General features: G+C 69.4%; 25 protein-coding genes. 23 read left to right on the top strand and 2 right to left on the bottom strand.

All coding sequences use genetic code 11. The features are described from left to right. Positions 1 to 42 precede the first annotated feature (42 nt). The 11 genes from AC5YDV_RS08410 to AC5YDV_RS08460 all read left to right on the top strand — a co-directional run bounded on the left by AC5YDV_RS08410 (position 43) and on the right by AC5YDV_RS08460 (position 10,278). Positions 43 to 834 carry a hypothetical protein gene (locus tag AC5YDV_RS08410; RefSeq protein WP_496182764.1) on the top strand — a complete coding sequence of 264 codons (792 nt, stop codon included), beginning with the start codon at positions 43 to 45 and terminating at the stop codon, positions 832 to 834. Continuing rightward, the gene (locus AC5YDV_RS08415) at positions 831 to 2,354 is read left to right on the top strand and encodes a TadA family conjugal transfer-associated ATPase (protein WP_496182765.1); all 1,524 of its coding nucleotides are present in this window, start codon (positions 831 to 833) and stop codon (positions 2,352 to 2,354) included. Before AC5YDV_RS08410 ends, AC5YDV_RS08415 begins: the two co-directional genes overlap by 4 nt. Further along, positions 2,351 to 3,232 carry a type II secretion system F family protein gene (locus AC5YDV_RS08420; RefSeq protein WP_496182766.1) on the top strand — a complete coding sequence of 294 codons (882 nt, stop codon included), beginning with the start codon at positions 2,351 to 2,353 and terminating at the stop codon, positions 3,230 to 3,232. The genes AC5YDV_RS08415 and AC5YDV_RS08420 overlap by 4 nt, the downstream gene beginning before the upstream one ends. Further along, entirely contained in the window at positions 3,229 to 4,131 is a 903-nt protein-coding gene (locus AC5YDV_RS08425) for a type II secretion system F family protein (RefSeq protein ID WP_496182767.1), read from the top strand. Before AC5YDV_RS08420 ends, AC5YDV_RS08425 begins: the two co-directional genes overlap by 4 nt. A gap of 39 nt (positions 4,132 to 4,170) precedes the next feature. Further along, on the top strand, positions 4,171 to 4,350 hold the full coding sequence (locus AC5YDV_RS08430; RefSeq protein WP_496182768.1) for a hypothetical protein: 180 nt from the start codon (positions 4,171 to 4,173) through the stop codon (positions 4,348 to 4,350). 26 nt (positions 4,351 to 4,376) lie between these two features. Continuing rightward, a complete protein-coding gene (locus tag AC5YDV_RS08435) occupies positions 4,377 to 4,748 on the top strand; it encodes a TadE/TadG family type IV pilus assembly protein (protein WP_496182769.1) in 372 nt (123 codons plus the stop codon). Further along, positions 4,745 to 5,179 (top strand): TadE/TadG family type IV pilus assembly protein, encoded by a 435-nt coding sequence (locus tag AC5YDV_RS08440; protein WP_496182770.1) that lies wholly within the window; start codon positions 4,745 to 4,747, stop codon positions 5,177 to 5,179. The genes AC5YDV_RS08435 and AC5YDV_RS08440 overlap by 4 nt, the downstream gene beginning before the upstream one ends. Before the next feature lies 1 nt (position 5,180). Next, complete coding sequence (locus AC5YDV_RS08445; protein WP_496182771.1) at positions 5,181 to 5,612, top strand: pilus assembly protein; 432 nt, start codon at positions 5,181 to 5,183, stop codon at positions 5,610 to 5,612. Continuing rightward, positions 5,612 to 8,647 (top strand): LysM peptidoglycan-binding domain-containing protein, encoded by a 3,036-nt coding sequence (locus tag AC5YDV_RS08450; RefSeq protein ID WP_496182772.1) that lies wholly within the window; start codon positions 5,612 to 5,614, stop codon positions 8,645 to 8,647. The genes AC5YDV_RS08445 and AC5YDV_RS08450 overlap by 1 nt, the downstream gene beginning before the upstream one ends. 74 nt (positions 8,648 to 8,721) lie before the next feature. After that, positions 8,722 to 9,522 (top strand): CPBP family intramembrane glutamic endopeptidase, encoded by an 801-nt coding sequence (locus AC5YDV_RS08455; RefSeq protein ID WP_496182773.1) that lies wholly within the window; start codon positions 8,722 to 8,724, stop codon positions 9,520 to 9,522. A 186-nt stretch (positions 9,523 to 9,708) separates the two neighbouring features. After that, a complete protein-coding gene (locus tag AC5YDV_RS08460) occupies positions 9,709 to 10,278 on the top strand; it encodes a hypothetical protein (protein ID WP_496192468.1) in 570 nt (189 codons plus the stop codon). Positions 10,279 to 10,329: 51 nt separating this feature from the next. Here the strand turns inward: AC5YDV_RS08460 and AC5YDV_RS08465 are convergent, their stop codons facing one another. Together AC5YDV_RS08465 and AC5YDV_RS08470 are read right to left on the bottom strand one after the other, a co-directional pair. After that, positions 10,330 to 11,247: a nucleotidyl transferase AbiEii/AbiGii toxin family protein gene (locus AC5YDV_RS08465; protein WP_496182775.1), complete on the bottom strand. Its 918-nt coding sequence runs from the start codon at positions 11,245 to 11,247 to the stop codon at positions 10,330 to 10,332. Beyond that, a complete protein-coding gene (locus AC5YDV_RS08470; protein ID WP_496182776.1) occupies positions 11,244 to 12,266 on the bottom strand; it encodes a type IV toxin-antitoxin system AbiEi family antitoxin domain-containing protein in 1,023 nt (340 codons plus the stop codon). Before AC5YDV_RS08470 ends, AC5YDV_RS08465 begins: the two co-directional genes overlap by 4 nt. A gap of 265 nt (positions 12,267 to 12,531) precedes the next feature. Between AC5YDV_RS08470 and AC5YDV_RS08475 the strand changes: the two genes are divergently transcribed. From AC5YDV_RS08475 to AC5YDV_RS08530, 12 genes are all read left to right on the top strand, one after another. Continuing rightward, the gene (locus AC5YDV_RS08475) at positions 12,532 to 12,729 is read left to right on the top strand and encodes a hypothetical protein (RefSeq protein ID WP_496182777.1); all 198 of its coding nucleotides are present in this window, start codon (positions 12,532 to 12,534) and stop codon (positions 12,727 to 12,729) included. Next, positions 12,726 to 13,508: a hypothetical protein gene (locus tag AC5YDV_RS08480; protein WP_496182778.1), complete on the top strand. Its 783-nt coding sequence runs from the start codon at positions 12,726 to 12,728 to the stop codon at positions 13,506 to 13,508. Before AC5YDV_RS08475 ends, AC5YDV_RS08480 begins: the two co-directional genes overlap by 4 nt. Continuing rightward, positions 13,505 to 13,828 carry a hypothetical protein gene (locus tag AC5YDV_RS08485; RefSeq protein ID WP_496182779.1) on the top strand — a complete coding sequence of 108 codons (324 nt, stop codon included), beginning with the start codon at positions 13,505 to 13,507 and terminating at the stop codon, positions 13,826 to 13,828. The genes AC5YDV_RS08480 and AC5YDV_RS08485 overlap by 4 nt, the downstream gene beginning before the upstream one ends. Positions 13,829 to 13,838: 10 nt before the next feature. Then, positions 13,839 to 14,672, top strand: coding sequence for a hypothetical protein (locus AC5YDV_RS08490; protein WP_496182780.1), 834 nt, complete (start codon positions 13,839 to 13,841; stop codon positions 14,670 to 14,672). Beyond that, entirely contained in the window at positions 14,672 to 16,099 is a 1,428-nt protein-coding gene (locus tag AC5YDV_RS08495; RefSeq protein WP_496182781.1) for a TrbL/VirB6 family protein, read from the top strand. Before AC5YDV_RS08490 ends, AC5YDV_RS08495 begins: the two co-directional genes overlap by 1 nt. A 19-nt stretch (positions 16,100 to 16,118) precedes the next feature. Then, entirely contained in the window at positions 16,119 to 17,627 is a 1,509-nt protein-coding gene (locus AC5YDV_RS08500) for an SCO6880 family protein (RefSeq protein WP_496182782.1), read from the top strand. Beyond that, positions 17,624 to 19,147 (top strand): putative type IV secretion/conjugal transfer ATPase, encoded by a 1,524-nt coding sequence (locus AC5YDV_RS08505; protein ID WP_496182783.1) that lies wholly within the window; start codon positions 17,624 to 17,626, stop codon positions 19,145 to 19,147. Before AC5YDV_RS08500 ends, AC5YDV_RS08505 begins: the two co-directional genes overlap by 4 nt. Beyond that, positions 19,144 to 20,244, top strand: coding sequence for a lytic transglycosylase domain-containing protein (locus AC5YDV_RS08510; protein ID WP_496182784.1), 1,101 nt, complete (start codon positions 19,144 to 19,146; stop codon positions 20,242 to 20,244). Before AC5YDV_RS08505 ends, AC5YDV_RS08510 begins: the two co-directional genes overlap by 4 nt. Beyond that, the gene (locus AC5YDV_RS08515) at positions 20,231 to 20,737 is read left to right on the top strand and encodes a hypothetical protein (protein ID WP_496182785.1); all 507 of its coding nucleotides are present in this window, start codon (positions 20,231 to 20,233) and stop codon (positions 20,735 to 20,737) included. Before AC5YDV_RS08510 ends, AC5YDV_RS08515 begins: the two co-directional genes overlap by 14 nt. A 183-nt stretch (positions 20,738 to 20,920) precedes the next feature. Continuing rightward, complete coding sequence (locus tag AC5YDV_RS08520; RefSeq protein ID WP_496182786.1) at positions 20,921 to 22,027, top strand: DUF4192 domain-containing protein; 1,107 nt, start codon at positions 20,921 to 20,923, stop codon at positions 22,025 to 22,027. An 11-nt stretch (positions 22,028 to 22,038) separates the two neighbouring features. Continuing rightward, complete coding sequence (locus AC5YDV_RS08525) at positions 22,039 to 23,469, top strand: type IV secretory system conjugative DNA transfer family protein (protein WP_496182787.1); 1,431 nt, start codon at positions 22,039 to 22,041, stop codon at positions 23,467 to 23,469. Further along, complete coding sequence (locus AC5YDV_RS08530; RefSeq protein ID WP_496182788.1) at positions 23,466 to 24,101, top strand: hypothetical protein; 636 nt, start codon at positions 23,466 to 23,468, stop codon at positions 24,099 to 24,101. The genes AC5YDV_RS08525 and AC5YDV_RS08530 overlap by 4 nt, the downstream gene beginning before the upstream one ends. Positions 24,102 to 24,172: the final 71 nt, after the last annotated feature.

Raw genomic sequence — 24,172 nt, forward strand, 5'->3', positions numbered from 1 at the left:
ATGGCTGTTGTTTGCTTGGTCGCCGCGTCCGGCTCTCCGGGGGTGACGTCGACGGTGCTGGGGATGGCGCTGTGTTGGCCGCGGCCGGTGCTGGTGGTCGAGGCCGATCCGAGCGCAGGGTCGGCGATCCTGGCCGGACGGTTCCGCGGTTTGCAGGCGCATGCCGGGCTGATTGACCTGGTTGCCGCTCACCGCAGCGGGGTGCTGGCCGAGGCACTGCCTCGGGTGGTGATGAGCGTCCCCGATACGCAGGTGTCGATCTTGACCGGTTCCCGCACTCATACCCAGGCGTCCGGTCTGGCCCGGATCTGGGAGCCGCTGTTGGGTGTGCTGAAGAGCGTCGCCTCGGCGGGGCAGGACGTGCTGGTGGATGCCGGTCAACTTGGCCTGGATGGTTCCCCGACGCCGCTGGTCGCCGAGGCTGACCTGACGCTGCTGGTGCTGCGCAGCAACCTGCGGGCGCTGGCCTCGGCCAAGTCGTGGGCGGATGCGCTGGGTGCTGATGCTGTCCCGGGCCATGCCGTGCAGGTGCTGGTCATTGGGGAGGGTCGTCCCTACAGCTCAGCGGAGGTGTCGAGGACGTTGGGCCTTCCGGTGTTGGCTGCGGTGGCCTGGGATCCGAGGCGCGCTGAGGTGTTCGCCGACGGTGCGGGTAAGCCGGCAGCCCGTTGGGGTGGCTCGGAGGCAGCGGATCGGGCGTTCGAGTCGTCGGGCTATCTGCGCAGCATTCGCGCCGCCGGCGAGGCGGCCCGCAAAGCCGCATCGAGCGCCGGTGAGAGCTCGCTGCTGCGGGAAATGATCGCCGCCCGCATGGGCCAGGAGGCCTCACGATGAGCTCGGATCCGCTGGATCTGCCGATTTTCGCCGAACAGGTGCCGCCGGAGGCTGGGCGGATCCGGTCGACCTTCCGCTTCCCCGCACCGCCGATTAAGGATGCGGCGCCGCCGCGGGCGGACGTCCTGCCGCTGCACCGTCCTACGACGTCCGACCGGCGTGTCCCAGGCCCGGTGGCTGTGCCGGATGCGGACTGGGAGTTGGTGGCCCGGATGCGCACCGAGGTGGCCCGGCGGCTCGCCGAACAGATGGGTGAGGCCCGCTGGGACCGGGCAGCTGAGGAGGCCGAGGGGGCGGCGATCATCCGCCAGTTACTGGAGGAGGACACCGCCGAACAGATCGTCCGGGTCGGGCAGGCGCGTTCGGTGGCCGAGCAGGAGGTGCTGGCACGAGCAGTGTTCGACGCCATGTTTGGCCTGGGGCGGATTCAGCCGCTGGTCGATGACGAACGGGTGGAGAACATCATGATCGCCGGCTTCGACCAGGTGATGGTCGAACTGGCCGACGGCACCGAATGGGAGGCCCCACCGGTCGCCGAGAGCGACGCAGAACTGGCTGCGCTGTTGGAGCGGCTGGCCAGCCGCTCGGAGAACCCCCGATCGTTCACCCCGGCGAGCCCGTCGCTGCACCTGATGCTGCCCGGCGGGGCCCGGCTCGCCGCAGCCCGGGACACCGCCCGGGTGTCGGTGGTGATCCGCCGCCACCGCGTCCGTACCGTGACCCTCACCGATCTGGTCGGCTGGGGGACGCTTTCGGCGACGTTGGCGGGGTTCCTCGCCGCCGCGGTGAAGGCCCGGCTGAGCATCGTCGTGTCCGGTGCGCAAGGTGCGGGGAAGACAACCCTGCTGCGGGCCTTGTGCGCCGAGATTCCCCGGTCGGAGTCGGTGGGCACTTTCGAGTCGGAGTACGAGCTGTTCCTGCACGAGATGCGTGACCAGCACGCGATCGTGCACGCCTGGGAATCCAGGGAAGGCTCTGGTGAGCGGCTGCCGGACGGCCGCCTGGCGGGGTCACGGACGATCGCTGCGCAGATCATCGACAGCTTTCGGTTCAACCTGGGACGCCAGATCCTCGGTGAGATCCGCGGCGAGGAGGTGTGGAGCATGGTCAAGCTGATGGAGTCCGGTTCCGGTTCGATCTCCACCACCCACTCCGCCTCGGCCGAACAGACGATGCGCAAGCTCGTCACCTGCGCCATGGAGGCCGGCCCGCAGGTCAGCCAGGACCTGGCCTCGACCAAGCTCGGCGAAACCGTCGACCTGGTCGTCCACATCGCCTGCGACACCCTGCCCGGACCCGACGGGTCGGCCGGACGCAAGCACCGCTACGTCGAGGAGGTCCTCGCGGTCAGCCCGGGTGAACGGCCCCGCGGCTATGCCACCACCACCGTCTTCGCCCGGCTACCCGGGGCGTGCGCAATCGCCCACACGATCCCCGAGGACCTGCGCGGGCCGCTGGCCGCGGCCGGGTTCGATCTGGCCGGGTTCGAAGCCGAAGCAGGCCAAGGAGCACCACGATGAGCACCTTGGTGGCATCCCTGGCCGGCGCACTCGTCGTGGCCGGCATCCTGCTCGGCATCTATGGGCTGATCCCGCGGCCTGTAACACCGCCGCGGCCGAAGCGCACCACCCGTCCCGGAAGGCTGGGGCGTTGGTGGCGTGGCCTGCCCGGCTGGCAGCGCTGGTCGAGCTTGGCGGGCCTGGCGGCCAGCGTCGTGATCATGCTCGCTACCGGCTGGGTGATCGCTGTGCCGGTGCTCCCGGCGGCCGTGCTCGGCTTGCCGGCGTTGCTGATGGTCTCCGGCGCCGATCGGCAGATCTCCCGAATGGATGCGATCGCCGAATGGACCCGCAACCTCGCCGGCGTGCTCACCGCAGGCCAGGGGATCGAGGCCGCGATCCAGGCCAGCCTGCGCTCAGCCCCGGAAGCGATCCGTCCCGAGGTCGCCCGCCTCGTCGGACGGATGAGGTCACGCTGGTCGACCGAGCAGGCGCTGCGCGCGTTCGCCGAAGACCTCGACGACGCCACCGGCGACCTGGTCTGCGCCGCCCTGATCCTGGGGGCCGCCAAACGTGGTGACGGGCTCGCCCGGGTGCTGCACGACCTGGCCGAATCCGTATCGGCCGACGTCCGTGGCCGGCGGCTGATCGAAGCCGACCGGGCCAAACCCCGCGCCTCGGCCCGCATGGTCACCTTGTTGTCGATCGGGGCCCTGGTCTTCTTCGGGCTCGGCGGACGCTTCTTCGCCCCGTACTCCACCCCGCTCGGCCAGCTGATCCTGCTGGTACTGCTGAGCTGCTACGGACTGCTGCTGTGGTGGCTTCGCCGGATGGCCGAGATCCAGCCGGCGTCCCGCTTCCTGGGCAGCCAGGCCACCCGGGGGGTGAACCGGCCATGAGCGCACTGCAACTGTGGATGCTGGCCGGCGGCCTGGCCGGGGCCGGCGTGGCCTGCCTGGTGTGGTGGCTCGTGCCCGCCCACCCCGACCCGATACAGGCAGTTGAGCGGCTGGCGTCCCCTGCGCGGCGTGCACCGGCCACAGAGACGCGTCCCGACAGCGGCGGGCTGGAACACCGACTCGGCCTGTGGGCGATGCGACGCCTACCGGCACGGCTGTGGTCGAACGCGCCGCGCAGCGACCTGGCCCTGATGGGCAAACCGCTGCACGTGTTCTACGGGGAGAAAGTCGTCTTCGTCGCTACCGCAGCGATCGGATTGCCGCTGCTGGCCTGGATCTTCTCCCTGACCGTCGCGATGCCCATCGCTGTCCCGGCCGGTGCGACCCTGCTGGCCATGTTTCTGGCCTGGTTCCTGCCCGACGGCAACCTGTCGGACGCTGCGAAGAAGGCCCGCGTCGAGTTCCGCCGCGCGCTGGGATCCTACGTCGACCTGGTCGCTCTCGAACGCAACGCCGGCGGATCAGGCACCCGACAAGCACTCGAGAACGCCGCAGGGGTCGGTGATGCGTGGCCGTTCCGTCGGATCGGCGACGCACTGGCCCGCAGCCGCTACTCCGGCGACACCGCCTGGGACGCCCTCCACCACCTCGCCCAGGAGCAAGGCCTGGCTGAATTGGACGACCTGGCCGACATCATGCGGCTGGCCGGCGAAGAAGGCTCCCAAGTCGTCGACACCCTACGCAACCGCTCCGCCGAACTACGCCACGCGATCCTCGCCGAGGACCAGGCGCAGGCCAACATCGTCGGCGAACGCATGGTCGTCCCCTCCATCCTGATGGCGTTCACCTTCGTCGCCATCCTCCTCACCCCAGGCCTCCTCCGGCTCGCCGGAAGCTGACCACCCCCAATGAAGGAACCACATCGAAAGGGAACCGAAATGGCCGATCTGAATCAGCTCACCGCCTGGCTGCACGCACTGCTAGGCAAGGCTCGCGACGAGCGAGGCTTCTCCGTCAGCAGCGAACAGCTGTGGTGGATCGTGGGAGTGGTCGCCATCGTCGGCGTGGTGATCGCCTTCCTCAATGGCTACATCAACAACCTCCTCGCCAAGCTCTGACCCCGACCAGGCACAGGCATCCGACGATGGGCAGTCAAGAATCGCAACGAGGCTCGGTCTCGGTCCAGATGGTGCTGCTCATGCCCACGCTCCTGCTTGTGGTCTGGATCGCCCTCGGTGCAGCCATGTACTTCTACGGCAGAACCACCGCACTCGCCGCCGCCCAAGCCGGAGCTGCTGCCGGCGCGGCCGAGAACGGCACCAGCGCCGACTGCGTCCGCACCGCCACCGATCTGGCGTCCCGAGCCGGCGACTCCCTGGCCGGGCTGCAGGTCACCTGCCAGGTTCGGGCCCAGACGGTCACCGCGACCGTCACCGGCTCGACTCTCAGCCTCGTGCCGGGCTGGGAACCCACAACCTCCCAGTCGGCGACCGTTCCGGTGGAGGCAGTCTCATGAGGGCGCGGCGGTGGCGTGACGAGCGGGGCTCGGCGGCGGTCGAGATCACCCTGGTCGCCCCGGTGCTGGTGCTGTTCGTCATGGTCGTGATCTTCGGCGGACGGCTCGCCCTGGCCCGGCAGGCCGTCCAGTCCGCCGCGTTCGACGCGGCCCGGGCTGCCAGCCTCGCCCGCACCCAACCCGAAGCGCGCACCGCCGCCGCCAAGATCGCAGCCGCCACCCTGGCCAACCAGCAGTTGCCGTGCGCATCGACCCGGGTCGTCGTCGACACCGCCGGATTCACCAAACCGGTCGGAACACCGGCCACGGTCGGGGTACGCGTGCACTGCGACGTGACCACCGGCGACCTCGGCCTGCCGGGCATCTCGGCCACCGTCGGCGTGGACGCCGACGCGACCAGCGCCCTCGACTCGTTCCGCGAAAGGAGATGACGTGCGCAGCCGACTCCGCGACGAACGCGGCGCAGCCGTCACCGTCTGGACGGTCCTGCTCGCGACCGCTCTCACCCTCATCATCGGCCTGGCCGTGGACCTGTCCGGCAAGGTCAACACGATGCGCCTCGCCGGTGACGTCGCCGCACAGGCAGCCCGTGCCGCTGGCCAGCAACTCGACGCCGATGTGTACACCAGCAGCGGCGGCGACGTCGAAGTCGCCGCCGCCCGCGCCAAAGCGGCCGCCATCAACTACGCCAAAGCATCCGGCATGACCGCGACCGCCCGCATCGAATCAGGCACCGACCTGGTAGTGGACGTCACCGCCGACTACGAGCCGGTGTTTCTGTCGGCGTTCGGAGTCGGCACCCAGCAGGTGAGCGCCAGCGCCCGCGTCCGCGTCGTGAAAGCACTCGAAGGGAAGGAACGCTGATGCTGACCAAACTGCGCGGACTGCTCGCCCTGATCGGACTCGCCGCGATCGTCATCGGCATGCCCTCACTGCTGATCGCCGCCGCACCCATCGGAACGCTCAGCATCACCTGGACACCCGACGGCATCTGGCAGGCACTCACCACCCCCGACAACGGCACCATCGCACTCACCCTGTTCAAACTGGTCGGCTGGGCCGCGTGGGCCGTCCTCACCGCAGCAATCCTCCTCGAACTAGCCGGGCTCGTCCGGCAGACCCCCGTCCCACGCCTGCCAGGACTCGCAATGCCGCAACTGATGGCCCGCAGGCTCGTCGCCACCGCGGCGGTCCTGTTCATCGCAACCGGCAGCCTGACCGCCGACGAACTCTCCACCGCAGACATCGCCCTCGCCGCAGGCGGCGCGGCACAGCCCGTCCCCTCCCACGCAATACCCGGACATGCACAGCCATCCGAGACGCATCCGGGCACGGACAAGTCACGCACCTACACCGTCAAGAAAGGCGACACCCTCTCCGAAATCGCCCTCGAACACACCGGCCGGGCCGCGAACTACCCCAAGCTGTTCAAGGCATCAACCCACACCGTCCAACCCGGCGGCAGGCACCTCACCGACCCCGACGAGATCGACATCGGCTGGAAGATCACCATCCCCGCCGACACCACCAAACGCACCAAACCGGCCACGGAACAGCAGACCAAGACCACCGACACCTCAGCGGCGACCACTCCGTCGCCGAGTGCTACGGCACGAGCCCAGGACACGTCGACCCAACCGGTGAGCGACGCCTCCCGTCCCGCATCCGCACCGGCAGCCAGCCAGACGGGAACTCAGACCGCACCCGTCACAGCGCAGGCTGAGCCTCCGGTCGCCGAGCCGTCGACCGACGCCGAACCGACGGCCAGCGAGACTCCCGCCTGGGTGCTGAGCGGCCTGGCCGGTGCCGGGGCGCTCCTGGCTGGCGGACTGCTGCTGGCCCTCACCCGCCGCCACGCTGCGCAGTTCCACCGTCGGCGACCGGGCCGGATGATCGCCGTCCCACCGCCGGAGACCATCGCGGTGGAGAAGACCCTGATCCGGGAAGGCTCACCCACCGGTGCCATCGTGCTGTTCATCGACGAGGTGCTGCGCCGCACCACCAGCGCACTCACCACAACCGGGCAACCCGTTCCCGTCCTGGTCGGCGTCGACGCCCACCCCGACCACCTCACCCTCCGCCTCGCCGGACCCGCCGACCTGCCGAAAGTCTGGAACTGCCTCGACGGGGACGCCCGCCAGATCTGGCGACTCCAGGCCGACGCCGACCTCGAACAGGTCGGGCCACTCGAACAAGACGGCGCCCCACCCTGGCCCCAACTCGTCACCCTCGGCCAAGACACTGCCGGCTGGCGACTGATCAACCTCGAAGCCGTCGGCGTCGCCAGCCTCACCGGAGACCCCGTGTTCTGCGCCGACCTGGCCCGCTACCTCATCACCGAACTCGCCGTCTCACCCTGGGCACGTGACGTCGACATCGACTGCCTCGCGATCTGCGCCGACCTACCCGGCCTCGCACCAGACCGCATCCACTTCCACACCCAACCCGACATCATCACCGACCGGGTCGCCGCCGCCGTCGCCACCACCGACCGACTCACCAACGTCCAACCCGCCACCCTCGAAACAGCCCGAGTCACGTTCGCTGACGACGACCTGTGGGACAGCCGACTACTGATCAGCGCCACCACCCACGCCGAACACCTCAACGTCCTCACCCGCCTGGTCACCGACCAGAAAGGGCGCACCGCAACCGCCGTGCTTCTCGTCGGCCCCGACCAGCCCCCTACCGGGATGGAGATCCGGCTCACCAACACCGGCCGCGTCCAGGTGCCGGCCCTCGACCTGAACCTGGTCGCCAACGGCCTCACCGAGGACGAAGCCCGCGGCTGCGTCTCCCTGATCACCGCCGGCGTGAACCTCGACGACACCCAGATGCCCGCCGCCGACGAACCCGAGCACGGCGACTGGGAGGAGTTCTGCAACGAAGCCGGCGCCGTCCGTGCCGAACTCACCGTCCCCCGAGACAGCGAACCGACCGAGGCGACCTCTGTCCTGCCGGAGCCCGACCCCACCTACCTGGCCGAGACCGCCAACACCGCCCAAGACCTCGCCGACCTCAGCCCCAAGGTCCCGATCGCCGTCACCGAACGCATCGAGGCCGCCGACCCCACCCTCGACGCCGACCTCGCCGACTGGTGGGCCACCACGTGCGTCCGGCCACGGCTCCAAGTGCTCGGCCCGATCAAAGTCCGCGTCGGCACCACCGGTGAACCCATAAAGGCCGCCAGCCGCATGCCGTCCTGCACTGAAGCCGTGGCATTCCTGTCCACCCGGCCACGCGGGGCCACCACCCCAGAGGTCGCCGACGCCCTCGGCATCAGCGACGGACGCGTCCGCCAAGACATGTCCATCGTTCGCGCCTGGCTCGGCGACAACCCGCACACCGGCAGAAAGTTCCTGCCCGGAGCCACCGAAACCCCGATCGCCATCGAACGCGGTGTCGGGCTCTACCTCATCGAAGACCTGCTCTGCGACGCTGACCTGTTCAAACGCCTCCGACTGCGAGGCGAAGCCCGCGGACCTGACGGCATCGACGACGTGCGCACCGCGCTCCGACTCGTGAACGGCGCCCCCTACGACGGGCTACGGGCCCGCGGAGGCTCCTGGCTCGCCGAGAACCGACACGACCAATACCTGCTGTGCAGCATCGTCGACGTCGCCCATCTGGTCTCCACCATCGCCCTGGCCGCAGGCAACCTCCAACAAGCCCGCGCAGCAGCAGAACTCGCGGTGCTGACCGCCCCCGCCGAGGCCACCCCACAACTCGACCTGGCCGCGGTCGCCGCGAAGAGCGGGGACCACTCCAGGGCCGCCGACATCGCCCGAAACGTCGTCAGATGGCGCGACGCATCCGGGGAACCAGTCGACCTATCCGAACGCAACGACGCGATCCTGCGCACCCACCGCTGGCTGGAACGAGCCGTTCAGGCCAGCTAAGCGCATCGCCATTCATCCTGATTCTCGCGAATCGGCCGAACTGTGGCGCAACCAGTCGGTGGTTGGATGGGGTCATGCCCGAGAGTACGGAGCAGTCTGGATGGGGGTGCCGCTGGACGCAAGGTGCCGCGGCCGTCGCGATCCTCGCCTTGGGTGCCCTTCAGCCCATTGCCGGACGGCAGCCGGTGGGGTACATGCTCGCGATCGGACTCGCCGGGCTCACCGCCTGGCTGGCGCACCGTTGGTCCGATCCACGACTGCTCGACGCGGCCGTCCTCACCGGTCTCGTGTGGGTTATGGGCCTGATCCCGGTCGCGGGTGCCTGGCCGATCGGGCCCGGACTCGCCCTGGCTCTGACAGCATCGCTTGCCTGGCGATGGAAGCGGCTCCCGGGATGGCGTGGTTGGTTCCGTGTGGGGCGGCTGGATGTTGCTGCATGGCTGTTGTGCGGCGTGACTGGCGTCGTCAGCATCGCCGGGCTGCTCGTGTGGCAGCACGTGTTCAACGGCACCCTGCCCGCCGACTACATCCAGGCGGCCCGCTCTGTTCCGGTCGGGGTGGCCGCACTGGGCGGGCTCGGGTTTCTCATCATCAACGGCGTCGTCGAAGACATGATCTTCTTCGGCGTCCTGTACACCGCAACCATCGGCAACCTCGGCCGAGCCGCGATCCCGCTGGCTGCCCTCGCGTTCGGCATCGCCCACTTCAACGGAGTCCCCAACGGCATCGTGGGTGTCGTCATGGCCGGATGCTGGGGACTCATCCTCGCCTATCTGCGCCACCGAACTGGCGGGATGCTCGCCACCTACCTGGCGCACCTGGTTGCAGACACAACCATCGTGGTCACGCTGCTCCCAATGGCGCTCGCAGGCTGATCAGCACGCAGACCCCCGGGCCAAGGGCCGACCACACTCATGTCGGCCAACCCATCCTGTTCTGCCTGATGCGGGTGCGGTGGATGTTGAGGGCACGGCTCGGTCAGGCCGGGGATCGTGTTGGCCGGTGAGCTTAGCCTGGCTGATGAGGACGCTGGCGGGAGGCGGTACATGACGCGGTCCAGGGTGGTCGGCTGGTTGGCCTTGGCCGCGGTGGTCGTGGCCGGTGTGTCCGGTCTGCTTCCCTGGTCGAGCGATCATCTGGTCGTCCTCGCCGGTGTGGTTGTCCGCCCGCCGGGGGTCGGCGGCGTCCTGCTGGGGGTCGCCGGGCTGCTTGGTCTCGCGCACTTGATGCTCAGACCCGCAGCCTTACCGCCGCTGCGGCGCAGCATTCGAGTCCTTCGCCGGCTGGGCTGCACCGCCTTGGTGATTGCCGCAGTCGCCAGCGTCGGGAACGCAAGTATTGCCGACATCGTTTCCCGCTACCTCATCCTCGAACAAGCCAGTGCCAGTGGCTGCCGAGTGGTCGTCGACGAGCGCAGCTTCCTGCTCCTGGGCAGCGGGGTGATCCACGTTCTTCCGGCGGGTGCAGTGCTCACCCATCCGGTGTCGGACTACATCGCCGATGACGGCTACCAGCCGTTCAGCCTGGGCACCTATCAACTGACCTGGAACGGCGACGACGCCGTTCTGATTGCCCCCGGCGACCAGAATGCACCAGTGGATCCACCCGTCCACGTGTTCACCTGCCATTGACGCCCCTTGTCCTGGACCGTCAGATTTCCGGTGTAGCTGGCACTGGCGGGCCTACCCCCATCGGAGTTGAGTGGGATTCCATGACCGGCGGCTGATCGGTCCGGCCAGTATCGGGCCGAGGAGCTCTTCACGGACGAGATGAACGGCAGACTCGAAGGTTGCGTGGTTCGCGCAGCCTTGAGTGGCCCGGGCCAGCCCGGCATATCCCGGGGCCCAGGCGGTGGGTGGGTTGAAGGCCGGGGCGCCAGGCAGCGCGCGATGGGCCCATTCGAGATCTATGGCGCGGGCGAGTTCGTCGGCGTCTGCCGGTTGGGTGTTGGCGATGACGACGAGGTCGACGAGGTCGCGGACGCGGGTGCTGGATCGGCCGGTGGCTCCGTGGGTTTCTGCGGTGGCGCAGACCTTGTCGGCGATGTGATCGGCGATCGGGTACACCGTCACGACGACCGGATCGAGGCCGTCGATCGCCAGACTTGACCGGGTGAGCGGCTGGGGGGTTCCGGTGATCAGGGTGCCAGTGACCAGGTCGATCTTGACCGTGTCGAGCTTCTTGATCCCGCAGTATGCGGCGAGTGTGAGCTGGTAGCCGGCAACGTTCGGCTGGGTATCGCCCCGGTGCGGTCGGCGGTTGGTGATGACGAATCGGAAGTGGTCGCCGAGGTTCAGCCCGGCTGCGGCCTCGAAGCTGCGCACCAGTGAGTCGAGGTTCTCTTGTGCATGGCGTGCGGCGAGGTCGAGATCGAGCGAAGCGCGAGCGGCGACCGGTTCGCGCGACATCAGGGCGTTGCCGCCTTTCAGCACCCAGGGCGCGCTCGGGTCGTGGAACAGGCGCGCGAGGAGCCGGTCGTACACGAACTGCCTGAGGATCTGCTGGGTCGGCTGCCGGTTCCGGAGGGCCTGGTCGGCGGCCCTCGCCTTCACCGCAGCGAGCAGATCACGACCGGTCGCGTATCGCAGCGGGTCGCTCATCCTTGCCCTCCGATTGTTGTGATGGCCTGGACTACCGCAGGATCAACCTTCGCCCAGGCTCGCCTGGCCTCCCGGATGCTGCGCTGGACGGCGGCGCTGGACAGGTCGCCGCGAGCCTTCTCGATCGCTCGCAGGTCGTCCGGGGAGAGTCCGCGGACCGCGTCGGTGGCTTTGGCGATATCGGGAGTTGTCAGTGCGGCACGAGAGGCCGCATCCAGGTTCTTCTCAAGGCCGGGATGATCGGCGAACCAGTCGGCGAGGGCCACGATCAGCTGTTTAGTCGCGGAACTTGCCGTCTCGGGAAGGGCATTCTCGAGTGCCATCGCCACCACTTCTCGGCCGAGCGAAGTGTTGCTGAGCTTTGCCGCGAGCGCGGCCGGGCTGTTCCCGGAAAGCTCTACCAGCCAGGCCATGAACGCTGCGCCGTCGGGTTGTTTGTAGCGTGACGCGAGTGGTTCGAGGAGTTCGGCGAGCCGATCAACATCGAGGCGGGCCTCAACCAGCGCGTCGCCAACGATGCGGGCCACGTGGTCGGGGTCTCCATGTCTGCGGCTGCGAAGCAGGTCGACGATGGTGCGTTCGATCGTGGTGACCGGCAGCCCCTCGACAATTGTCACGTCGGCTGCGTCAAGGTGGGCCTGGTACAGGCGAATCCCGTCTCTGACTGTTCGACGCGACTCGCCGACGATGAACTCTGCGATGTCATGCGGGAGATCCCCGAGCTTGTGCAGACCTGCTGCGGACGCGTGCGAAACCACCGCAGCCCCGGGCAGTTCCGCGAGGCGTTCCTCAGGTGTGGCTGCCGGAGCCAGAGCGAGCCACGCGGCACGAAGCGCGCTGAGCTCATCGTCGGCACCGGCCAGCACATACACACCCTGCCCGACCCGCTCCAGATCACCCCGGTCGCACATGCGCGCCAGCGACGACCGGTTCACCCCGGTCGCTTCAGCTTGGGCGGTAGTCAGCAGGCCCCACTGTCCGGCAGCGATCCCACTCACCACGCTCGCGGCACTCTTCATGTCGATATTGTAGCGCCGAGCGCAACAAACTCGACATGTGACGTCCGCAGTTCCGAGCCGGTGGGTGATCAGCTCCTGCGCGGCGGCGCACCCAGAGTCTGTTGCTAGCCCGCTCGCCGGCGCCCTTCTGGCTGCTCGACTCCGCGGACCGATCAGTCAAGACGGCGCGGACCCGCGACAAGGCTCGTCGATTCGCGCGTTCTTCGCTGTCCGGAACGGGCACCTCTGCCGGCTTAAGGGGTGACCCGAAAGGCGGTGATCCGCGATGACCGAGGAACGTGACGACGTCGCCCGGCTGTTCGACCAGATTGCCTGCGAGCAGGACGTGATCGACCAGCTCGCTGCTGGCACTGTGCAGTTGCAGGCGATTCAGCGGGCCAAGCGGGAACTGGCCGCGCTGGACGCATCGGCTCTTCGACGGGCTGTGGCTCGGCGTCACGCCGTACTGAAGGTCAGCGCGTGAACGGCATCGTCGCGGTGGATGAACTCACCCGTGCGTACCGGGCTGCGGTGAGCGGGGAGTTCCGGACGGGCCGTCACCGCGGTGGGCAGGTTGTCGACGGTGCGATGACGTGGACGCTGTCGTCTGCGGAGCGGGCTGTTGTGGTGGTCGGCTGTCATGGTGGTGCGGGTGCTTCGACGGTTGCGCTCGGTCTGGCTTCGGCTGCGGGGGATGCCCGTGTCATTGAGTGCTGCACCGTGGCGGCGTCCGGGTTGGCCGCCGCGACCTCGGCCGAGCTTGGGGTAACTGCGGACGGCTGGGTTCAGGGCTCGCGCGGGTCGGTGTTGATCGAGCGTCGCGGCGACCGGATCAGCAGCCCCGCTGGTTGTCCTGCGCCGTCGAACGGAAGTCTGCCGGTTGTCATCGTGGACTGCGGCTGGGCTGTCGATCTCCTCGTCTGCGATGACGGCTGGCTCGGTGACCTGGTCCGAAGTGTGGCTGTCGTTGTGGTCGTGGCCCGTCCGACGCTGCCGGGGCTGCGTCGCTTGGAGGCGGCCGCCGCGGTTCTCGGCGCCGGTCGGGTTTGCGCGGTGGTGGTGGGCGTCGAAAGGCGATGGCCTCGGCACGTCGAGCAGGCACTGGGCCCTGCCGGCCGAGCGCTGCGCGCCGAGGGCCGGCTGATTGGTCTGCCGCATGACCCGACTTTGGCTGTGGAAGGCCTCACCCCCGAACCGCTTCCGGCCCCGATCCTTGCGGGCTGTTCCTCCCTCCTCACCCTGCTGAAAGAAGGCAACTCATGAGCACCCTCACCGCTGTCGTTTCGCACGTAGTCGGGGCGGTCGTCCCGTTGGTGATTCCTCTCCAGGTGTGCCCGAAGGCGCCTCCTGGGGCTCAGAAGTACGCCGATGACGTGATGGGTTACGTGCTGTGGGGTGTCGGGATCGTGTTCTTCCTGGGCTTGGTGATCTCGGTCGCCGCGCTGGTGGCCGGGCGGATCGTGAACATGCCGCACGCCACAAAGATGGGCATCGTCGGGATCGTCATGGTCATCGTTGCGGCGATCGCTTACGTCGTGGCGCCGGGCATCGTCGACGGCATCCTCGGCAACGGTTGCATTTAGGCCAGCCACCATGCTCCGCAATCGCAACCAGAACCTACCGACCGCGCACGAGTCCGCGCCGTGGGGACGCACCCGTCTCCTGCTGATGCTCGCCGGGCTTGGGCTCGCCGTCGTCGTCACGCTCGTGGGCGGCGGCCTGGCGGTCTGGCGGGCCACCGCCGAGACCCCAGAGCCGGCTCCTGCCGCGACCCGGAGCCAGACTGCGCCAACTGATGCCCGGCCGAGCAGGGACGAGATCGCCGCAGCCGCGATGCCGACGCTCGATGCTCAGGCGGCGTTCCACCCGGATCCGGCCACGTCTGTGGGTGGGTCGATCGTGGTGCCGCAGCCGGCAATTCTTGACGGTCCGGCCGGGGTGCCGTCCGGCTTCCCGCACACCGATGAGGGAGCTCTTGCCCAGTGGGCCGCGATCGCCCAGACGGTGCTGGAGTCGATGAGTCTGCCCCGCACCCGCGAGATCCACGACGCCTGGGTCCAGCCCGGCGGGCCGACCGTCCCGCAGTGGACGCTCACCGCGAACGCGACCTCGTTCCTGGCCGCCGCACGCCAAGGCGGCGACGAGAAGGACCTCACCACGGTCGTCTCGGCCGCCCCGGCCGCCGGGTTGGTCAAGGGCGCCGACGGGCCGGACTGGACGGTGGTCTGTGTTCTGTTGGACGTGCAGGCCTGGATCAAGACCGAGTCCCGGATGGGGTACGGGCTGTGCTCGCGGATGGCGTGGATCGACGGACGCTGGCAGATCGCCGCCGGCACCGAACCCGCCGCCGCGCCGTCGGCGTGGCCGGGTTCGAACGCTGCGGTGGCCGCAGGCTGGCTGGGTTGGAGCGAAGGGGAGGCCCGCTGATGCCGTGGAACCCGTTCGACCAGCTGGGTTCGGTCGCCGCCCAGATCGTCACCGACGCCTGGACCGCCGCCTGGCTGAGCGTGTGGAACGCCGGGCTGTGGGTGCTGCGGCTGGTGCTGTCGTGGATGGACGCCTGGCTGACCCCGGACCTGTCCGCGGACGGGCCGGCGCATGACCTGTACCAGGTCACGTTCTGGCTGGCCGGGGTGATGGTGATCGTCATGTTCATGGTCCAGCTCGGCATCGCAGCCGGCCGCCACGACGGCAAGGGGCTGGCCCGGGCCGGGATCGGGATGGGCCAGTTCCTGGTCGTCACCGGCGGCTGGATCGGCTACACCGTCGCGATCACCGCCGCCGCCGGCGGCCTGACCCGAGCGGTGATGGAGCAGGTGATGGGCGTCACCTCGTGGAACTCGTGGGAGCCCTGGACGTCGTTCGACGTGAAGCAGATCACCGACGCCGGGCTGGCCACCGTCTTGGGTCTGATGGGGCTGCTGATGTGGATTGCGGCGATCGGGCACCTGCTGGTGATCCTGGCCCGCGACGCCGCTTTGATGGTGCTGGTCGCGACCGGCCCGATCACCGCCGCGGGGCTGGTGAACGAGGGCACCAGGGCCTGGTTTTGGAAGGCGTTTCGCTGGTTCCACGTGGCCGCGTTCACCCCGCTTCTGGTCGTGATCGTCACCGGGGTCGGCATGAAGTTCGCCGCCGGCGCCGCAGCCGGGAAGGCCGGGACGATGGAGGCCTCGATCGGAACCGCGCTGCCCGGGATCATCCTGATCTGCATCTCGGTGGTCTGCCCGGTCGCCTTGTTCAAACTGCTCGCCTTCGTCGACCCCGGAACCGCGTCCGGTGCGTCGATGCGCGCCGGGATGGCCGCGATGGGCGGAATCCAGGGCCTGCTACGCGGCAACCCGACCGCCGGCGCCGACGGCACCGCGGCGCAATCAGCCGGCACCCAGTCGGCCGGTGAGGCATCCGCGGACGCGGCCACCACCACCCGGGTGACCAGCGCCGTCCAACAGGGTGCCGGGTTCTTCGGGACGGTCGGGGCCGGGCTGGCCGCCGGCATCGGGGCGATCACCACGATCGGCTCGGTCGGCACGTCGGTGTTCACCGACCTGACCAACCAGGAAGGCGTCGGGCACAACACCTACCAGCCCGACTACCAAGGCGGCCCCGGCGACCCGGCCGCCCGCGCCAACCGCGAAGCCAACGCAGCCGACAACCAACCCCCCGACCTCGACCCCACGCCGAGCGGCGGCGAAGACCCGGCCACCCCCGGACCGCTCGGCGGCGCCCCCTCCGAAGACGCCTCGGCCGCCGGCACCTCGGATCAGGCGCTCGCCGCCCGGGCAGGGACGGGCGGTGCCGCGGGCGGCGGTGCCGGTGCGGGCACGGCCGAAGTCGCCGCCGCAGCCCTCTAGTAGGAGAAGGAGAACGATCGTGGCAACTGTGTACGGCGACTACACCCGGGACCGCAACGGCCTGTTCTTCGGGCTGGGCGGCGGGCAACTCATCACCCTCGTGGTGGCTGCCGCCCCCGCACTGTGGGCGTTCCACTCTCAGCGGTGGGCGGCAGTGGCCGGACTGGTCCTCGCCTGGCTGATGGTGCTGGGACTGGTGGCCGTCCCGATCCGGGGACGATCAGCGACCGGCTGGCTGGTCGCCTCCACCGCGCACCTGGCCGGGACAGTGCTGCGCTGGACCCGGTGGCGATCCAAAGCCGCAACCGGGCGCGGCGAGGACCTGGCCGAACCTGACCTGCCCGGCGTGGTTGCCGGCATCAGCGTCCACGACGGCCCACCCCAGGGTCCGACCAATGTTCGGGTCGCGATCATCCAGGACCACGCCAACCGGCTGTGGGCGGCCACCGCCGCGATCGTCCACCCCGGGCTGGCGCTGGCCGACAGCACCGAGCGGGACTCCCAGGGCCGCGGACTGGCCACGCTGCTGAACGCCTGCGCCCGCACCGAACTGATCTCCGAAGTGCTGTTCCTGGTCCGCTCGGTCCCCGAGGACGGCGCCGAACGCGACCAGTGGCTCACTCGGCACCAACCCGCCACCGCCCCAACCCTCGCCAAGGCGGTCAACGAGCAACTCGCCGCGACCTTGTCCCAGGCGTCGGTGCGCACCGAGGCGTTCTGCACGATCGTCGTCCCCGAAGACCGGCTGGCCCGGGAGGCCAGAGAGTTCGGACGCGGCGTCGACGCCCGCGCCCGGGCGATGACCATGCTGATGGCCGAAGTCGAAGCCCACCTGCGCACCGGCATGCGGATCGGCACCGTGACCTGGCTCACCTCACCGCAGCTGGCCGTGGCCGTCCGCACCGGATTCGCGCCCGGCGACCGGGCCGGGATCATCGACGCGCTGGCCGCCCGCGACGCCGGGCAGCCGGTGAACGCCGAGGCGCCGTGGGCGCAGGCCGGCCCGTCCGGCGCAGACCTGGCCGTGCGCCACTACAGCCACGACGCCTGGCACTCGATTTCGGCGACATTGAAGCTGCCCGCCAAGGGTGCGCTGCTGGGTGCGCTGGCGCCGGTGCTAGTGCCGACCGAACCCGGCGAGCGGCGTTCGATGGTGGTCGTTTTCCCGATCCTGGCCCAGTCCGTGGCCGACCGGCAGACCCAGAACGCCGAGTGGGCCGCCGACATGGCCGAAACCCTACGGAACCGGGCCGGGGTGAAGACCCGCGCCAAGGACCAGACCGTCCTCGCCCGCACCCGCGGCCTGGACGCCAAACTCGCCACCGGCAACGCACTGGTCCGGCCGTACGCCGTCGCGTGCGTCACCGTGCCGGCCACCCTGCGGATCGCCGAGTTCGGCCGACGCCTGGACGCAGCCATCCGCCGGGCCGGTTTCGCGCCGCTGCGCCTCGACCTGGCCCAGGACGCCGGGTTCGCCGCCGCCAACCTGCCCCTGGGAATCGGGCTGGACCGGAAGGCCGACCAGTGAACCGCCGAGCATCCGCACCGGCCGGACGCGGGGTGGGCCGGCTGCTGGCCGACTTCGGCCACGACCTGCCCCGCATCCCGTCCGCCGAACCGGCCGTGCGGGAAGCCCGGTTGTTCCAGCCGGTGCCCCGCCGCGGCCACCGCCAACCCGAGCGGGGCTGGTGTCCGGCGAAGGCGCCGGTGTCGGTGTGGCGGATGGCCTCCGACCAAGCGGGCGTGCTGTGGCCATTCGTGACCAGCCCCGGCCTGCCGCCGCGCGGCGCGCAGATGGGCATCGACTTCTTCTCCCGCGCCAGCTTCTACGCCGACCCCAACGGCTGGGTCCTCGACCCGTCCATCCCGGTCTCCAACCCGAACATGTTCACCTTCGGCAAGCCCGGCATGGGCAAGTCCGCGACCGCGAAGGCGTTCGTGCTGCGCATGCTCGGCTTCGGCTACAAGGCGCTCATCCTGGGCGACCCCAAGGACGAATACGAAAACCTGTGCCGCACCCTCGGGGTGGAGCCGATCGCGATCGGCCAGGGGCTGTCCGCCCGGATCAACCCGCTCGAGTTCGGCCCCCTCGGCCAGGGCTGGGACGCACTTGGCGCGGCCGAAGTGCAGCGGCGCTCGGCGATCGTGTTCGCCCGCTGGCTCACCCTGATCCGCGGCCTGGTCGGCTCCCAGAAGATCGGCCAATCCCCGGTGCCGTTCGGCCCGTCCGAGGAGGCCGCTGTCGACGCCGCCCTCAAGCTCCTCACCGGCCAAGCCGCCGGCAACACCCGCCTGGCCGAAACCACCATCCCGGCACTGTGGCACCTGCTCGACGAACCACCGCCCGAACTGGTCGACACCTGCCGCTACGCCTCCACCCGCCACTTCCTCGACTCCACCCGGCTACTCCGCGACGCACTCGGCCAACTGGTCGGCGGCAGCCTCAAAGGCCTGTTCGACAGCCACACCACCATCGCACTCGACTGGACCGCACCCATCCAGTCCCTATCCCTGTCGCGCCTGGAAGCCCTCGGCGACGAAGCCGTCGGCATGGCACTGCTGTGCCTCAACAGCTGGGGACGGGCAATGCGGGAAGTCGCCGCCCCGGGCGACCTGCGGATCGTCGTCCGCGACGAATCCTGGAAACAACTCCGCCTCGGGGTCGACGCGGTCAAGAGCTTCGACGCCGACCTGCGGCTGTCGCGCCGCGACGGCGACATCCAGTTCGCGCTGGCCCACAAACCCTCCGACCTGGTCAGCGTCGGGGACGCCGGCTCCCAAGCCGCCACGATCGCCAAGGACATGCTGCACCTGGCCGACACCAAGATCCTCCACGGCCAGGACGCCGCCGTCGCCGAAGAACTCCAAGCCTTACTCGGCCTGCCCGACATCGCCGTCGACATCGTCACCGACTGGTGCCGCCAAGCCCCCGGACGAGCCCTGTGGATCGTCGGAGAGCAGCTGTTCAAAGTCCTCACCGTCCTCGCACCGGTCGAACGGCGCCTGGTTTGGACGAACTCCGCCCTGGAATCAGCAGGTCAGCCATGAAATGGGCACTCGGAGCGCTGGCGCTGGTCCTGGCCCTGTTCGGCGCAGTTCCGATCGGGATCCTCACCATGGCCACCGTCGTCGTCGCCCCGGCCATCGCCGAACAGGTCCGGCTCGACCCGTGCAGCGCCTACGACACCGACACCACCACAGCTCTCAGCTCCACCACCGGCCAGTTCAGCCTGCCGAAATGGGGGACGCCCCGATACCAGTCGCTGACCAGCCCCGCCCAGCAGATCCCCACCCCGATCAAGGCGCTGTACGTCGCCGCGGCTAACCGCTACCGGGTGCCTTGGGAGCTGCTGGCCGGGATCGGGATGGCCGAGACCCGGCACGGACGCAACAACCACACCTCGAGCGCCGGCGCCCAAGGGCTGATGCAGTTCATGCCCGGCACCTTCGCCGCCTACGGCGTGGACGGCGACAACGACGGACGCCGCGACATCCACAGTGATGCAGACTCGGTGTTCTCCGCCGCGAAATACCTCGTCCACTCCGGCGTCCGCACCGGACAGGCCGGGGTGATTCGGGCCCTGTGGGCCTACAACCGGTCGATCAGCTACCGCAACGACGTGCTGTTTTATGCGTGGAGCTACGCCGGTAAGGCCGGCGCCGTCGTCGACGCCGGCGACCCGTCCGACTGCTACGGGCTCGGTGGTGACCTTCCCGGCTACGACGGCACCTGCCCGCCCTCAGGCTCAGCGGCCGAACACGGCCTGCAGGCCACGGCGCTGCGTGGCCTGCGCTGCGTGAAGCAGGCCTTCCCGGCGATCACGTCCATGGGTGGGCGGCGGTCGGCTTCGTCGTCGACGTGCAGCTTCTCCGACCACTGCACCGGTCTCGCGGTCGACTTCATGATCCCCAAATGGTCCACCCGCGACGGCAACGCCTACGGGTGGCGGGTCGCGCACTGGGTCCAGGCCCACGCCAAGCAGTTGCGGGTGAAGTACATCATCTGGGACGTCCGCAAGTGGAACCCCTCGGCAAGCGGCAGTTGGCGGCCCTACCGGCATCCCTACGGCAACTCCAACCCCACCCTCGCGCACAAGAACCACGTCCATGTCAGCTTCTATGCCTCTGGAGGTGACTCGCGATGAGCATCGCCCAAGCCGACCGGCGCCGCGACCCCTACCCCCGTTCACCTGGGAAATCCCCGTCGGTGTCCTCACCGTCTGGCTGCTGCTGGCCTGCCTCGGTGTCCACCTCGGACGGGCGATCGCCAACTGGTTCGCCGGCGCCGGCTGGACCTGGCCGACCGGACGGGCCCTGTTCGCCAGCCTGCCCCGCGTCCTTGCCGGCGACCCGACCGCCGGCATCGCCGTGCACGGCCCGGCCGCCGGCCCGGCCACGGTCTACGGCTGGATCATCGCCGTCCAACTCGTACTGCTCGCCGCGACCATCACCGGCACCCTCTGGGGCCTGCACCGCTGGGGACCCGGCCGGATGCACGGCATGGCCAGCCCGGCCGAAGCCGAACAGATCCTCGGAATCAGCCGCCTGCGACGGGTCGCACCGATCATCAGACCCGACCTCAACCCAACAACCGCCACGAAGGAGGAACGCCACGATGGCTACCACCCCACACCCTGAACCCCGCCCCACCGATGATCCGTCGGTGCCTCCGAGCCTGCCGGGGGAGGAGGTGTGGGAGACCGTTCGGCCGATCCACCCCGCCTCCCGGTTTCAAACGGTTCGGTTGGCGGCTGTCCCGCCGCTGGCCCGGGATCTGACCATCCCACCCCGTCCTGACCGAGTTGCGAAGGAGACCCCACGATGACCGAACAAGACATTCCGCGCCTGCAGATGCACCACCCCGGCGAGGTTGCCGAACTCATCCCCTACCTGGTCGGGTTCACTCCCGAAGAGTCCCTGGTTGCCATCGTCACCCGCAACGGACAGGTCGAAGTCACCGCCCGGGTCGACCTCGACGACATCCAGCACCCCGGCGTCGTCGAAGACCTCCTCGACCGCATCTGGGACCGGTTCCCCGACGCGGACGCCTTCCTGGTCGCCTACACCGACGACCACACCACCGGCTGGAACATGCTCCACCGCGCTGACGCCCACCTCGCCGGAATGGCCGATCGGCAGACCATGCTCATCGACGCCGACACCTGGGAACTCCCCGACGGCGAAACCGGCACCATCAACCCCACCGGACAGGTCGCCACCCAGGCCGCTGGCTACGGACTGAAACTGCGACCCAACCGGGCCGACCTCCAAGCCGCGTTCGCCAGCGCCCCCGACAGCGACCACCTCGCCGCGCGCGTCGCCACGGTCCTCGACACCCTGCCCCGACCTCGCGACACCGAGGCGATCCTCACCCTCACCGCCGACCTGCTCAGCCGGAACCTCCCGGATCCGCCCGCCGGTGTCACCGACCCGCCACAGGCACACGTCCCGACCGACGACGCGATCAAGCTCGCCGTCCTCGCCCAGAACCCGTCCGCGCAAAGCCTCGCCGTGCTCTCCATCACCCGCGACAACGCGCCCGAGCACCTCGCTCTGTGGCGCGACGTCGTCAACCAAGTGCCCAGCTACGGCGCCGAAGCGCCCCTCTACCTGGCCGGCATGGCCGCCTGGATCAGCGGGGACGGTGCCAGCGCCGTCGTCGCCCTCGACCGGTCCACGGACCTGAACCCCGACGAGAAACCCACCGGCCAAGTACGGCTACTCAGCCAACTCATCGACCAGGTCGTCCCACCCACTGCCTGGGAAGCGATCCGCGCGGACGTCCTCGCCGCCGCCGACCCCCGCGTCCGCGCAGCCCTCCACACGGGCCCGGGCCAACCTGACGTGTGGGAGACCATCACCCCGACACCCATCCGGCGCCCCGAAGCACGAGACGTCCCACCGCCGGCACCCGGCATCGCGATCTGAGGAGCCAGGCGATGAAACGGCGCTTCGACCCTAGCCAGGTCGGTTGGCGGATCGGGAAAGCTCACGAACCCCGAGGCGGCGAACTGTGGTGCCCCTGGGACCGCACCGCCGGCGTGATCGGCCCCCAAGGCTCAGGGAAGACACTCGACCTCCTCACCCCAGCCCTGCTCGCCGCACCCGGCGCCGCGCTGGTCACCCTCACCAAAGTCGACGACCTGCTCCTCTCCTACACCGCCCGCCGCAGCAACGGCCGGGCCGCCGTCGTGCTCGACCCGTTCGCCCAAGCCGACGGGCTACCCGAACTCGTCTGGGACCCGATCGTCGGCTGCATCGACCCGCTGGTCGCCGAACGCCGCGCCAAAGCCTTCACCGCCGGCACCATCAAGGCCACCGCCAGCAGCGGCTCCGGCGACGCCGCCGCCCGGTTCTATGCCGCCGAAGCCGCCAAAGTCCTCCAGTGCTACTTCCACGCGGCCGCGCTCGCCGGCCACAGCCTCGACCGGCTCCTGGAATGGGTCGCCCGCCCACTCGCCACCCACGAACCCGCCGAAATCCTGCTCAACCATCCCGGCTCGGCGCACTTCTGGCACGGCCTCCTCCGCGGTGCGCTCACCGGCGACGACCGCACCGCCGGTAACACCATCACCACCGTCCAGCAGGCCATGAGCCTGTTCTTCCAACCCGGCATCCGCGCTCGCTGCGTCCCCGGACCCAACCGGCCCGCCACCGACATCGCCGCCGTCATCGCAGCCCGCGGCACGTTCTATCTGCTCGGACGCGAAGACCCCTACGCCTCGGCGTCCCCGCTGATGACCGCGCTCACCGAACACATCCTCGACACCGCACTCCAACTCGCCAACACCAGCCAGTGGGGGCGGCTGTGCCCGCCCATGCTGGCCTGCCTCGACGAACTCCCGTCCACCGCACCGCTGCCGACCCTGCGCACCCGGATGGCGAACGAACGGGCGCTGGGTATCTCGTTCATCTACGCCGCCCAGACCTGGCGGCAACTTGCCTCGATCTTCGGCGACACCGACGCCCGAGCACTGTTCGGGCTCACCAACATGCTGATCATGTTCGGCGGCTCCAAAGACGTCGCCTTCAATAAAGAGGTCTCCGACCTCGTCGGCACCACCCGCGTCACCCGCACCACCTGGCAACTTGGACACACCGGCGGACGCTCCGCCCACGGCGACGACATGCTCATCCTCCGACCCGAAGAAGTCCGCCAACTCCCCGAGAAACACGCCCTCATCGTCGCCGAGAACAGCAAACCCATCATCGCCAGACTCACCCGCTGCATCGACGGGAAGTCCGGCCAGGCGCTCCTCTCCCAGCAGCGCGAGGTCCGGCAGCGGCTCCAAACCCGGAGCGGCCAGACCGTCTCCCACGAGGCCAGCGCTATCGCCGCGCTCTCCACCAGCCGGAAGGATCAGCCGTGACCGGGCCGCTGGTACTGCCGTTCCCCACCCCGAGCAGCAATGAGCTCCGCAAGGCCTACAACGACCTGTACCTCGCCGTGAATGGCGACGAGGAGACCAAGAAGCGAATCGGCAACCCCAACAAGTTGCCCCGTCCCTGGGACCCGCCCACCTGCATCAAGCCAGCGCTGCGCCGCGAACTCTGGACCTGGCTCGACGAGGTTGTGATCTGGTTCAACCACGAATACGTCTGGGACCACAACGCCGGCATGATCCCCGCCTGCTGGCCCCAACACCCCCACCTCGTCCACGAAATCGCCGTCCTCGCCGACCAACGCCGCCGCGCCGGCCTCGACCCCACCAGCAGCGCCCTCGAGGAATGGCACCGCTACGGCATCCCCGGCTTCCTCGAACGCCTCAAGACACGCATCAAGAGCGGCTGCGACGAACACCACACGCACTGGCCCGCCGAGGGACGTCACGCGCGCTGCGTCGGCCGATCCGCGATTGAGGCCCGGGCGCAGCTATTCGGTGTCGACACCGCCGCCCTTGGCTCTCCCGATCCAGCTCGAACGGCAAAGCCTCCGGCCCTCCGCTTGGTTCGGAGGCCAAACGGCGAACTCATGGACCCCGTCACCGGAGAAGTGTTCTAGGCGGGCCGCGCTCGTCCCGTCGAGGAGTGCGGATCGGGGGTTTCTTCCGGCAAGACGCCGTGACGAGTCGC

It is taken from the genome of Propioniciclava sp. LT432 (assembly GCF_059515965.1).

Bases quoted from the DNA above. Each gene is read 5' to 3' on its own strand.
- AC5YDV_RS08440 (WP_496182770.1), top strand. From the start codon at position 4,745: ATGAGGGCGCGGCGGTGGCGTGACGAGCGGGGCTCGGCGGCGGTCGAG.
- AC5YDV_RS08490 (WP_496182780.1), top strand. From the start codon at position 13,839: ATGCTCCGCAATCGCAACCAGAACCTACCGACCGCGCACGAGTCCGCG.
- AC5YDV_RS08510 (WP_496182784.1), top strand. From the start codon at position 19,144: ATGAAATGGGCACTCGGAGCGCTGGCGCTGGTCCTGGCCCTGTTCGGC.
- AC5YDV_RS08475 (WP_496182777.1), top strand. From the start codon at position 12,532: ATGACCGAGGAACGTGACGACGTCGCCCGGCTGTTCGACCAGATTGCC.
- AC5YDV_RS08430 (WP_496182768.1), top strand. From the start codon at position 4,171: ATGGCCGATCTGAATCAGCTCACCGCCTGGCTGCACGCACTGCTAGGC.
- AC5YDV_RS08420 (WP_496182766.1), top strand. From the start codon at position 2,351: ATGAGCACCTTGGTGGCATCCCTGGCCGGCGCACTCGTCGTGGCCGGC.
- AC5YDV_RS08470 (WP_496182776.1), bottom strand. From the start codon at position 12,266: ATGAAGAGTGCCGCGAGCGTGGTGAGTGGGATCGCTGCCGGACAGTGG.
- AC5YDV_RS08435 (WP_496182769.1), top strand. From the start codon at position 4,377: ATGGGCAGTCAAGAATCGCAACGAGGCTCGGTCTCGGTCCAGATGGTG.
- AC5YDV_RS08415 (WP_496182765.1), top strand. From the start codon at position 831: ATGAGCTCGGATCCGCTGGATCTGCCGATTTTCGCCGAACAGGTGCCG.
- AC5YDV_RS08525 (WP_496182787.1), top strand. From the start codon at position 22,039: ATGAAACGGCGCTTCGACCCTAGCCAGGTCGGTTGGCGGATCGGGAAA.
- AC5YDV_RS08450 (WP_496182772.1), top strand. From the start codon at position 5,612: ATGCTGACCAAACTGCGCGGACTGCTCGCCCTGATCGGACTCGCCGCG.
- AC5YDV_RS08425 (WP_496182767.1), top strand. From the start codon at position 3,229: ATGAGCGCACTGCAACTGTGGATGCTGGCCGGCGGCCTGGCCGGGGCC.
- AC5YDV_RS08495 (WP_496182781.1), top strand. From the start codon at position 14,672: ATGCCGTGGAACCCGTTCGACCAGCTGGGTTCGGTCGCCGCCCAGATC.
- AC5YDV_RS08465 (WP_496182775.1), bottom strand. From the start codon at position 11,247: ATGAGCGACCCGCTGCGATACGCGACCGGTCGTGATCTGCTCGCTGCG.
- AC5YDV_RS08485 (WP_496182779.1), top strand. From the start codon at position 13,505: ATGAGCACCCTCACCGCTGTCGTTTCGCACGTAGTCGGGGCGGTCGTC.
- AC5YDV_RS08520 (WP_496182786.1), top strand. From the start codon at position 20,921: ATGACCGAACAAGACATTCCGCGCCTGCAGATGCACCACCCCGGCGAG.
- AC5YDV_RS08455 (WP_496182773.1), top strand. From the start codon at position 8,722: ATGCCCGAGAGTACGGAGCAGTCTGGATGGGGGTGCCGCTGGACGCAA.